We start from the raw sequence: 12,014 nt of genomic DNA, 5'->3' as shown, positions 1-12,014 counted from the left end.
AAATGTCTCGTCCCCGAACGGGTCGGGCCACGGAAGCGTCGGAACGGCAAGAATTATGAGCGAACGGGACGACGTACACACGTATGGCAGATCAGCGGCTGAACTACGTGAGCGGCGAGTGGACCGAATCGCACACCGGCGAAACGTTCGAAACGACCGATCCCGCAAACCCCGGGGAAGTCATCGCGACCTATCCCCAATCCGACGCCGAGGACACCGAGCGAGCGATCGAAGCGGCGAGTGCAGCCAGCGACGAGTGGGGGTCGACGCCCGGTCCCGAGCGCGGCCGAATCCTCGCGAAGACCGGTTCGCTCCTCGATCAGCGAAAGGAGGAGCTGACCGAACTGCTCGTACGGGAAGAGGGCAAGACCCGAAGCGAGGCCGGCGGCGAGGTCCAGCGTGCGATCGATATCTTCCACTACTACGGCTCGAAGGCCAGCGACATCGGCGGCACGGTCAAGAGCTCGAGCGCCCGAGATACGAACCTCTACACCAAGAACGAACCCCTCGGCGTCGCGGGCCTTATCACGCCGTGGAACTACCCCATCGCCATCCCGGCATGGAAGATCGCACCTGCCCTCGCCGCGGGTAACGCGGTCGTCATCAAGCCTGCGACGCTCGCGCCCGGCGTCGTCCACGAGATGGCCGGCGCACTCGAGGAAGCCGGCCTGCCCGACGGCGTGCTCAACGTCGTCACCGGTCCCGGCAGCGAGGTCGGTGGCACGATCGCCAGCCACGAGGGCGTCGACGCCATCTCCTTTACCGGCAGCACAGCGGTCGGGAACACCGTCTACGACACCGCGACTGAGGACGGCAAGCGCGTCCAGCTCGAGATGGGCGGCAAGAACCCGACGGTCGTCAGCGACAGGGCCGACGTCGAGGAAGCGGCCCAGATCGTCGCCGACGGCGCGTTCGGCGTGACCGGGCAGGCGTGTACGGCCGCCTCCCGCGCTATCGTCCACGAGGACGTCTACGACGAGTTCGTCGAGAGGGTCGCCGACCGCGCCGCAGCGATCGACCACGGCCACGGACTCGACGACCCCGGTATGGGGCCCCACGTCAGCGAGTCCGAACTCGAGAGCACGCTCGAGTACGTCGATATCGCCCAAGAGGAGGGCGCGACCCTCGAGTTCGGTGGGAGCGAACTCGACCGCGACGGCTACTTCGTCGAGCCCGCGGTCTTCTCGGACGTCGATCCCGAGATGCGCCTCGCACAGGAGGAGGTCTTCGGACCGGTACTGGCGGTCATCCCCGTCAGCGACTTCGACGAGGGACTCGCCGTCGCCAACGATGTCGACTACGGGCTCTCGGCGAGCGTCGTCACGGACGACCACACCGAAGCGAACCGCTTCGTCGAGGAGATCGAAGCCGGCGTCGTCAAGATCAACGAGAAGACGACCGGCCTCGAACTCCACGTTCCCTTCGGCGGCATGAAGGACTCCTCGAGCGAGACCTACCGCGAGCAGGGCGACGCCGGACTGGACTTCTACAGCATCAGCAAGACGGTCTACGACAACTACTGATCGACTGCCGTCCGTTCGAGTCACAGGCGATATCGACGCTATTTTTCGGCGGTTGCAGTCCGCTCGGTCCGGTCGCTGCGTGCGTGGCAGTACGGGATTCAGTATAGCGCCACACCTGTTGAACAGTACCGGCTCGGACGACCCGATCGCGACGACCGATACGCGGTAGCGGTCAACTGTGTTTTCCAAGACCGAGACGTTGTTATGTAATATTGAACGCCGTGTTGTCGGTCCGGATCGCCGTTTCCACGCATCACACACATCGTTCTGTAATGCAGGCGGATCGATGACGGGGTTGCTGCCGGAAATCGGGCTCGAGGCGGCCAATATCGGAGAGGGGCTGTTGGGGCCACTGTGAACGCCGGTAGATCGTCGGTGATCGATCGGACTCGCAGCCGTTCAGCAATCATTGATAGAACGCCCAACAGCATTCGGCCGAAGAGTTGACTTCTCGCGCCGAAAGTCACGGTTGCGGTGGTTGTGGCCGTCTCGAGCGGACCGTCTCGACAGCTAGCCGCCAGTAACACTGAACTCCAATTCGGTATTGATGAACGCTTGGTCGTCATTCGGAACACCCCCTTCGGTGTCGGGAAACCGGTTGACAGGAGGCCACGACGGCGTATCTTTATCAGTCGTCCGAAAGAGGTGACGAACGTGACACCGACGATCACGAAAATCGAAAGTCGAGAGTTCGAGTACCCCCTCGAGGACGTGGGGACCGACGAGCACGGGTTCAACCTCGTCTACGAACCCGGCGAGACGACGATGCGGAAGCTCTTCGGGGTCAAAATTCACACGGACGAGGGGATCACTGGCGAGTACGTCGGCGGGAACTCGCCCGCGGCCGCCCAGTACAACATCATCGCGAAGTACCTGATCGACAAGGATCCGCTGCAGCGGGAGAAACACTGGTCGGAAGTCAAACGCGCGCTGCGGAAGTACGATCGGATGGGAATCGGCCCCATCGACATCGCGCTGTGGGACTTCGCGGGCAAGTACTACGACGCGCCGATCCACGAACTGCTCGGCACCTACCGCGAGCACATCCCCGCCTACGCGTCGACGTACCACGGCGACGACGCGGGCGGGCTCGACTCGCCCGCCGCGTTCGCCGACTTCGCCGAGGACTGTCGGGACCGCGGCTTCGGCGGGTTCAAAATCCACGGCTGGGGCGGTGGTGACGACGCTCGCGACCTGACCCGAGAGATCGAGGCCGTGCGCGCGGTCGGCGACGCCGTCGGCGACGACATGGACCTCATGCACGACCCCGCCTGCGAACTGGAGACCTTCGCCGACGCGCTCGAGCTCGGTCGCGCGCTCGACGAGGCGGGCTTTTTCTGGTACGAGGACCCGTTCCGCGACGGCGGCATCTCCCAGCACGCCCACCGAAAGCTCGCCCGGAAACTCGAGACACCGATCCTCCAGACCGAACACGTCCGGGGGCTCGAGAGCAAATCCGACTTCGCGGCCAACGACGCCACGGACTTCCTGCGAGCCGATCCAGAATACGATGCCGGGATCACCGGTGCGATCAAGGTGGCTCGAATGGCCGAGGCCTTCGGGCTCGACGTGGAGTTTCACGCGCCCGGCCCCGCCCAACGGCACTGTATCGCCGCCTGCCGGAACTCGAACTACTACGAACTGGCGCTGGTCCACCCCGACTGTCAGAACACCCAGCCACCGGTCTATCAGGGTGGGTACTCGGATCTGATGGACGCCGTCGACGACGACGGGACCGTTCCGGTTCCCGACGGACCGGGACTCGGTGTCGAGTACGACTGGGAGTACATCGAGGAGCACACGACCGGCAGCGTTCACACCTACGAGTAGTCGATCGGATCGTCCCGGTCGACTCGAGCCGTCGACTTCTGAACCGTCGGTTTCGGTTCGCTACGTCCTGCTGGCGACTGGTATGGCTGTCAGACCCGTCAGCTTGCTCGGCCGCGCCGACAGGACAAATGCATGGTTTTTTATGGTCATGCAGATAGTTCCGAAATGAACACATGGCAGCCACCGCACCACTGTTAGCCTTTGGTATCGGAATCGTCTCCGTGATTCTGCTCCTCGTGGTCTGGGACGTTCCGACGTTCATCGGGTTGATCATTTCGGCGTTGCTCGTCGGGACGACCAACGCGTTCTTTTTAGACGGTGTCGGCTTCGGCACCATTCCCGAAGGCGTCGCGACGGCCTTCGGCGAGAACATGGCCGGCGTCGGGATTCCGATCCTGATGGCGGCGGTGATCGGGAAATCGATGACGGACTCCGGTGCGGCGAATCGGATCGTTCGATCCTTCCAGTCGTTCGTCAGCGACGACAACGCCGACCTCTCCCTGTGGGTCAGTAGCTCGATCCTCTCGATTCCGGTGTTCTTCGATAACGTCTTCTACCTGATGGCGCCGCTGGCCCGCGCCATGCGCGCTCGAATCGGGAAGAACTACGCGCTGTATATCGTCGTCGTCGGCGGCGGCGGCGTCGCGATGCACGCCTTCGTGCCGCCGACGCCGGGCCCGCTCGCGGTCGCCCAAGAACTCGATCCCGAGCGAGCCATCCTCGGCACGACCATCGTCGTCGGGCTGGCGGTCGCCCTCCCCGCGGCGCTCATCAGCGGCGTCCTCTTCGGTCGGTTCATCAATCAGTACGTCGACATCCCGCTCCGAGACACGATGGGAACGACCGTCGAAGACCTCGAGGAGCAGGCCTCGAAGCCGGTCTCGAACCTGCCGTCGTTCGCCGAGTCGGTGCTCCCCGTCGTCGTCGCCGTCGCCTTCATCGCCGCCAGTACGGCCGTCAACACGTTCAGCGATACGTACCCCGCCCTCGAGTCCATTCAGCCGGCGACCGACTACGTCGGCAACGTCAACTTCTCGCTGACCTTCGCCGCGGTCATCGCCTCGCTCACCTACCTCCGGATGGACGACTTCCCCCGCTCGGTCTGGGAAGACGAGATCACCGACGCCTTGCGCAACGGCGGGAACATCGCCGCGATCACCGCGGCCGGCGGCGCGTTCGGGGCGATGCTCGCCGAAGCGGGTATCGGCGAACTCGTCGCGTCGACCCTCGACGGCCTCGGAATCGGTCTGCTGGTGACGGCGTGGCTTATCGCCGCGATCATCCGCGTCGCGCAGGGGTCGGTCACGGTCGCCATGCTGACCACGGGCGGGATCATGGCCCCACAGGTCCCCGAACTCACCGTTCACCCGGCCTATCTCGTGATGGCGATCGGCTCCGGGGCCGTCATCTGCTCGTGGTTCAACGACTCCGGCTTCTGGATCGTCAAGGAGATCGGCGGCCTCACGAAAGCCGAGACGCTCAAGACGTGGACCGCACTCACCGTCGTGCTCTCGATCTCGAGTCTCGTCGTGCTCCTCGTCTACTCGACGCTCTTCCCGCTCGTCTAGCGACGATCCGTTTCAACTGGGTCGGCCGTCCACGCGGTCGATGCAACCCTCGAACCGGCTCGGATCGATGCTTCCGTCGAACGCGATCCGGTACCAAACGGAATATTTAATCCGGTTCCTCGCAACGACCGTGTATGGAACACGGACTCGTCGTCGTCGAGGACACGGATCGCCACGCGACGCTCCTCCGAGAAGCGGCACAGTACACACGCGGCGGGGACGCGAAACTGACCGTCTTGGCCTTTGCCACAGGCGAAGAGATCGGTCCCGGCGTTCGGAAAATCGAGTCGATCGGCGAGATCGAGGGAGTCTCGGAAGACGACGGCGAAGACGTCATCATCAAGGCGGCGGAAGCCGAACTCGAGTCGTTCGTCCGGGAGACCCTCGGCGAGACTGATATCGACTACAGCGTCGGCGTCGATATCCTCTCGGAGGGGTACGGGATGGCGACGCTCAATGCCGCCGACGAGTACGACTGCGATCACGTCTTCATCGCCGGTCGCAGACGCTCGCCGACCGGCAAGGCGATCTTCGGTGACTGGGTCCAGCGGGTGCTCCTCAACTTCGACGGACTCGTGACCGTCTCGCTCGACGAAGACGGGGGGACGGCAGAGACCGGTTCGTAGCGCGGGAGACGGCGACGGTCGGACCCTGCTATCGTCACACACTGGCATCGGTCATTTTTTATCAGATCGAGGTATAGAGGCGAGCATGCTCGATTGGATCGACAGGTACGAGGAACGGACGTGGCAGACGACCGAGAGCGGAACCGTCAGATACGCCCTGATCGGACTGGGCTGGTGGACGATCGACGTCGCGCTCCCGGCGATCGAATCGTCGGATCTCGGCGAGGTCTCGGTCCTCGTCAGCAGTTCGACCGAAAAGGCGACCCGACTCGCCGACGAAAACGACGTGGCTCGGGGCATCAGCTACGACGAGTTTCACGACGGCGCTGCGAGCGACGAGTACGACGCGATCTACGTCGGGACGCCGAACGCCTACCACCTCGAGTACGTCGAGACCGCGGCCGAACTGGACAAGGCGATCCTCTGTGAGAAGCCCATGGAGTCGACCCTCGAGCGCGCCGAAGCGATGGTCGACACCTGCGAGGAGGCAGATGTGCCGCTCATGATCGCCTACCGCATGCAGACCGATCCCGCGGTGCGCCGGGCCCGCGAACTGATCGCGGACGGCTTTATCGGCGACCCGGTCTCGGTCTACGGGCACAACACCCAACCCCTACTCGAGATGATTCCCGATCCGGATCAGTGGCGACTCGATCCCGAACTGAGCGGCTACGGCACCTCGGTGATGGACCTGGGGATCTATTCGATCAACACCACCCGATTCCTGCTCGATCGCGACCCCGTCAGCGTACACTCGGAGATGGCCTCGAACCACGAAGCGTTCGGGGACGTGCCCGACGAGCGGTCCTCGTCGCTGCTGCGCTTCGAGGACGACATCCAGATGACCTCGACCTCGAGTCAGAACGCCCACGAGGACACCCACCTCAAGATCACGGGAACGGACGGGCAGATCGAACTTCGCCCGGCGTTCCACGGGGAGTGTTCGTTGCACTTGTCTCGAGGCGAGCTCTCGGTCACGGTCGAACACGACAGCTTCGACGCCGAACGCGAGATGGAAGAGGAGTTCGACTACTTCGCCGACCGACTCCTCAGCGACGCCGAGATCTATCCCGACGGGCGACACGGCCTACAGGACATGCGGATCATCGAAGCGCTCCACGAGTCCGCCGAACGGGGCGAGCCGGTCGACATCGCGTAGGCTCGCGATCGACGCGGCGGGGAACTGTTTACTACCGCGGATGCGATCAGCGAACCGTTAGAGACGAACCCACGACTACGGCGATCAAAGGCGGTCGCAATACCTCGTCCCGCTCAGTCCGCAGCGTGGCGCGGGATGTGACCGCAGTCGGCGCACTGCCACGATTTGCCGCCGAACGTGAGGTCACCATCGCAATCGGGACACCGGGACGGCTGTACGACTAGCTGCTGGCGCTCGGTCATCGTTCGCTCTTCGGCGGAGCCTCTGTTAAATCTTCTCCCCGGTACCGCCGCCAGCGGACCCAAATGGAGGGTGAGAACCGGAACAGCGGTTCGAAACGACGTGGGGCTCGAGCGTCTCGCGGATGGTTCTGTTACGTAATGAAAAACGATAGATATCATTCGGCGATCACATCGGGTGACCAATCGGTCGTGAATCTCCGCCGATACCGACTCCACTGCTCGGTAGTCCCCGAATCGGCGTGTGATCAGAAAGGTGATCCCACGCGAACACGTTCGTCAAATCGTTCGCCAGTGATGAACACGAACGCGAATTCCGTGCGATAACACCGTCGCCGCTTGGACCGGTCCCATCGTCCAGTTACGTTCGACTACGCCCCGCTTTCACGTTCGTCCGTGGAAAGCGACTCTCGTTCCGTGATGCGACCGGCGAACGGCCCCACTCGGCGACGCGAGCCGGCTATTTACAGGCATATCTTTGTAACTGTTCGTTCGTATCATAATTCTGTTATCGGTTCGCGTTCCAGTGATGCCGCTTCCGTCCGCCCACTGCCTCGTTTCGGGAGCGGTTCTCGTAACTAACTCGAGGAAAACGTGACTGGAACGTTCGGCACCGTCCGATAGGTCGGCCGAAACGTCGGGAAATTCGCCAGTGCCGAACGTTCGTACTACTCAGTACGGGACGAGCTGGGGCTGACGAGGGAGTCGATACGGTTCGCATCCGAACGGAAGCGAAGTAAGTCGATGATTGGAAGGTGAGCGGATCGAGGTCGGCTCGGATGAATCTGTTCGTTTCCGATTCGTACGGCTGGTCGTTGGCCCGGCAGTCAACCACAACACTTGTACGATAGGCCTCAGTGACATCCGGTATGGCAGACGACTCGAGCGGCGGGCGACGAACGAAAGTCGAGCGAGTGATGGACCAGTACGGGCTCGAGGAGTGGGGAGAGCGCCTGGAGGCCGAGTGGATCGGTGACGGGACGGAGCGAACGAGTCTGCGCGACCTCGCGACCGAATTCAATCAGGCCGTGCTCCGCGCGGCCGTGCGCGAGGCGGGCGCGTCCGTGCTCGATACGGATATCGATTCCCTCTACCGAACACTGACCGACGACGACGTGTCTCGATCCGACGCGGTTCGCAAACGCCGCGAACTCGAGCGATCGGGGGTCGACATCGACGACGTTCGATCGGACTTCGTCACCCACCAGACGATTTATACGTATCTCACGAACGTTCGCGACGCCTCGCTCCCCGAGGAGGACAGCGAGGACCGTATCGAACGGAAGAAAGAGACCGTTCAGCGACTCGCGGGCCGCACCCAGGTCATCACCGAATCCACGCTCGACGAGTTACGCAACGCCGACGAGATTACGGACAAGGACTACGAGGTGTTCGTCGACGTTCGCGCCATCTGCGGACAGTGCGGGGCCGACTACCCCATTGCAGAACTGCTCGATCAGGGCGGCTGTGACTGCGACGGGACCGAACCCGCCTGACGAACGGCGGAAAGCGGCCGTAACCAAATAGCATTTATATTCAGCGGCGAGAAACGACGCATATGTCATCTCCAGAATCCGTCTCATCGGCGATTACCGTCGCAGCGGAGAACATCGGCGGCATCGACAGTACCGAAGTGACGCTCCAACCCGGCGTCAACGTCCTGACCGGCCGGAACGCGACGAACCGAACATCGTTTCTCCAGACGATCATGGCGGCGCTCGGCAGCCAGCGATCCTCGCTGAAGGGCGACGCGGACGCCGGCAGCGTCGAGTTGGCCTTCGACGACGACCAGTATACGCGATACCTCGAGCGGCGCAACGGCGAGGTCGTCTTCGACGGCGATCCCTACCTCGACGACCCGGAACTCGCGGACCTCTTTGCCTTCCTGCTCGAGTCGAACGAGGCGCGCCGAGCCGTCAGAGCCGGCGACGACCTCCGCGAACTCATCATGCGGCCGATCGATACGGACGAGATCGAGGCCGAAATCAGCAGTCTCGAGGCCGAAAAGCGCGACATAGACCAGCGCCTCGAGGAACTGTCGCGGCTCGACGCCGAGCTGCCCGACCTCGAGGAGGACCGGGTCGCACTCGAAAACGAGATCGAGACCACGACCGAACGGATCGATGAACTCGAGGCGGAACTCGACGAGTTCGACTTGGACGTGGAGGCGAGTCGCGAACGGAAAGCGGAGATCGAATCGGCCTTCGCCGACCTCCAGGAGGCACGGACCGAACTCGAGTCCATCGAGTACGATCTCGAAACCGAACGGGAGAGTTACGCGGAGCTCGAACGGGAACGCGACGACCTCGAGGCCGACCTCGAGGAGGTCGACGACACCGAGGAGTCGCCGGAGCGACTCGAGGGGCGAGTCCAGGAGCTTCGCTCCCGAAAGCGATCCCTCGATACGACCGTCAGCGAACTCCAGAGCGTGATCCGATTCAACGAGGAGCGCCTCGCGGACGACGGATTCGAGTTCGATCTCGAGGAGTCGACCGAGACGAGCGATGACACCGAGAGTGACGGTGACATCACCGAGCAACTCCTCGGGGACTCGAACGATGTCGTCTGTTGGACGTGCGGGTCGCAGGTCGACCGCGAACGGATCGAATCGACGCTCGACCGATTGCGATCGCTCCGCCAGCAGAAACTCGACGAGCGAAGCGACCTGCAGGAACAGATCGACGACCTCTCGTCCCGACAGAAGGAAATCCGCCAGCAAACGCAGAAACGCGGCCAGATCGAGACGCGACTCGAGGCGATCGAGGACGAACTCGAGCGCCGCGAACAGCGAATCGAGGAACTCGAGGCCGACCTCGAGGACCAGCAGGAACGCGTCGACGACCTCGAATCTGACGCCGAGACGTTCGAGGACGCCGAGTACGGCGACGTTATCGAGGCCCACCGCGACCTGAACCGGCTCGAACTCGAACTCGAGGATCTCGAGGAGGAACGCGACGAGGTCCAAGACCGGATCGACGAGATCGAGGCGAAGATCGAGGAACGCGGCGAGGTCGAGGACCGCCGCGAGACCATCGAGGACGAACTGACCGATCTCAGAACCCGCGTCGACCGGATCGAGGCGAACGCCGTCGACGCGTTCAACGAGCACATGGAGTCGATCCTCTCGATCCTCGAGTACCGGAACATCGACCGCATCTGGATCGAACGACGCGAGAAGACGGTCCGAGAGGGACGCCGGAAAGTCTCGCGGACCGCGTTCGACCTGCACATCGTCCGGACCACCGAGGACGGCCGGACCTACGAGGACACCGTCGACCACCTCTCGGAGAGCGAACGCGAGGTCACCGGACTGGTCTTCGCGCTCGCGGGCTATCTGGTCCACGACGTCTACGAGGTCGTCCCGTTCATGCTCCTGGACTCGCTCGAGGCGATCGACTCGAACCGGATCGCCGACCTCGTCGAGTACTTCGAGGAGTACGTCGACTGTCTCGTCGTCGCCCTGCTACGCGAGGACGCCGAAGCGCTGTCCGACTCGTACGCGTACGTCGAGGAGATCTAACCCGGATTCACCGAGTCGGGGCTTCGATTCGACTGGGTTGGGCGCGCTTGCTGTCCCACAGCGACCGGCCGGATCTGTTCGCCACCGTTTGGCAGCGCCACGCTATACCAGAATACAGGTAGTATTTTCCACCCACCTATTTTCTGACTCTTGTATTTCAGTATACAACTGTGAGTGGGTCGGATTCGAAACTGCTGATATCCCGGGCTTTCTGCTCTGTCTCGAGTGATAGGATATACCGTTCGAGATCATCCGTCAGAGACGAGGATTGATCGAATACTGGTAAGACGGCGTGATACCGGCTCAATAGAGAGGGGAGATCGGTTTCGAATGTAGTTTTGAGCCATAAGGTGCGACTTTCGATATGTCGAATTTGAATACTGCTACTGGAACCGAGGTATGTGCCAGTATTCGGTTCCACAGAGCAGACGAATTGCTCGAATGGGTGCCCGACTCGAGCGTCAGTACCCGTCCCGAAACGCTTGCACGTACCGGTGGCCCACACGCTCACGGCTGAACCACTTCACGACCGAATCGGTGCCGAGACGAACTTCAGGGCCGAATGGTGCCGAGACGATCAGACGGCGGGCGTTGCATTTGCAGTTGAAAGCTACAATATCGCACTCGTCCTGTTTGCCGTGTGAACTGTTCCTCGATGACACCGACACGCTCGATGAAACCGAGACTGACACGTCTGTCGAACCGGAGCGAACACGGAACACGACCGCAGGCTCGCTCGAGTCGGGAGTCACGTGGTCGAACATGAGTGGCGCACTGTCAACAGCGATACCGGAAACGCTGCGATCGGGAGCGATCGGACAGCCGTACTCGGCGGAGGGAACCGACGGCCGAGGGAAACGGATGGCCGCTGCGGCCGCCGGCGGTCTCCTCCTCGCCGCCGGTCTCAGGCGGCGGTCGCTCGGCGGGACGGTACTGGCCGTCGGCGGCGGCTGGCTGATCGCTCGGGGACTCAGCGGGACCGATCGGCCGGTCCGAACGCTCGCCTCGGCGATCCGCGACCGCGAGGGTGTCGCGGCTGACGTTCCCGAGGGGATGCCGACCGTGGAGCGATCGATAACGGTCGGCGCACCCGCGGACGAACTCTCGGAGTACTGGCGCGACCCCGAGCAGTTGACCCGGATCATGGATCCCTTCGCGGAAGTGACGGGAGCCGGCGAGGACCGACTTCACTGGGATGTGGAGACCCCCCGCGGACCGAATCTGACGTGGGAGACGGAGATTACGGCCGACGAACCCGGCGACTCCCTGCGCTGGGAGTCCCTCGAGGGGGCGACGATCCCCCACGAGGGCGAAGTGCGCTTCCGGTCGGCAGCGGGCGACCGGGGCACGGTAGTCACGCTCCGATTACAGTTCGATCCGCCGGCCGGGAGTCTCGGTGCCGCCGCGTTTCAGCGGCTCGGCATCGTCCCCGAAACGGTCGCGAAGAAGGCGCTCCGCCGGTTCAAGAGCCTCGTCGAGACGGGCGAAATCCCGTCGCTCGAGCACAATCCGTCCGCGCGCGGGAGCGGTGATCTGCTATGAACGGTGA

The 12,014-nt window shown here is 63.0% G+C and carries 9 protein-coding genes; 8 read left to right on the top strand and 1 reads right to left on the bottom strand.

Annotated elements, in window-relative coordinates:
* Positions 1-83: 83 nt before the first annotated feature.
* From xacF to gfo6, 5 genes are all read left to right on the top strand, one after another.
* The gene (gene xacF, locus FEJ81_RS08230; RefSeq protein WP_138244834.1) at positions 84-1,523 is read left to right on the top strand and encodes a 2,5-dioxovalerate dehydrogenase; all 1,440 of its coding nucleotides are present in this window, start codon (positions 84-86) and stop codon (positions 1,521-1,523) included.
* Positions 1,524-2,177: 654 nt separating this feature from the next.
* Entirely contained in the window at positions 2,178-3,353 is a 1,176-nt protein-coding gene (locus tag FEJ81_RS08225; RefSeq protein ID WP_138244833.1) for a mandelate racemase family protein, read from the top strand.
* A 173-nt stretch (positions 3,354-3,526) separates the two neighbouring features.
* Positions 3,527-4,921 carry a GntP family permease gene (locus tag FEJ81_RS08220; RefSeq protein ID WP_138244832.1) on the top strand — a complete coding sequence of 465 codons (1,395 nt, stop codon included), beginning with the start codon at positions 3,527-3,529 and terminating at the stop codon, positions 4,919-4,921.
* A gap of 134 nt (positions 4,922-5,055) precedes the next feature.
* Entirely contained in the window at positions 5,056-5,547 is a 492-nt protein-coding gene (locus FEJ81_RS08215; protein WP_138244831.1) for a universal stress protein, read from the top strand.
* An 85-nt stretch (positions 5,548-5,632) separates the two neighbouring features.
* Entirely contained in the window at positions 5,633-6,706 is a 1,074-nt protein-coding gene (gene gfo6, locus FEJ81_RS08210) for a D-xylose 1-dehydrogenase Gfo6 (RefSeq protein WP_138244830.1), read from the top strand.
* 113 nt (positions 6,707-6,819) lie between these two features.
* On the opposite strand, the gene FEJ81_RS24150 is transcribed toward gfo6, so the two are convergent.
* Entirely contained in the window at positions 6,820-6,948 is a 129-nt protein-coding gene (locus tag FEJ81_RS24150; RefSeq protein ID WP_267877935.1) for a hypothetical protein, read from the bottom strand.
* An 866-nt stretch (positions 6,949-7,814) separates the two neighbouring features.
* On the opposite strand from FEJ81_RS24150, the gene rdfA reads away from it, so the two are divergent.
* From rdfA to FEJ81_RS08195, 3 genes are all read left to right on the top strand, one after another.
* Positions 7,815-8,441, top strand: coding sequence for a rod-determining factor RdfA (rdfA, locus tag FEJ81_RS08205; protein WP_175416381.1), 627 nt, complete (start codon positions 7,815-7,817; stop codon positions 8,439-8,441).
* 62 nt (positions 8,442-8,503) lie between these two features.
* Complete coding sequence (locus FEJ81_RS08200; protein WP_138244829.1) at positions 8,504-10,465, top strand: archaea-specific SMC-related protein; 1,962 nt, start codon at positions 8,504-8,506, stop codon at positions 10,463-10,465.
* 762 nt (positions 10,466-11,227) lie between these two features.
* A complete protein-coding gene (locus FEJ81_RS08195; protein ID WP_138244828.1) occupies positions 11,228-12,007 on the top strand; it encodes an SRPBCC family protein in 780 nt (259 codons plus the stop codon).
* Positions 12,008-12,014: the final 7 nt, after the last annotated feature.

Source organism: Natrinema versiforme, from assembly GCF_005576615.1.
In the GTDB taxonomy this organism is placed as follows: Archaea; Halobacteriota; Halobacteria; order Halobacteriales; family Natrialbaceae; genus Natrinema; species Natrinema versiforme_A.
This window is presented reverse-complemented; position numbering and strand designations above follow the sequence as displayed.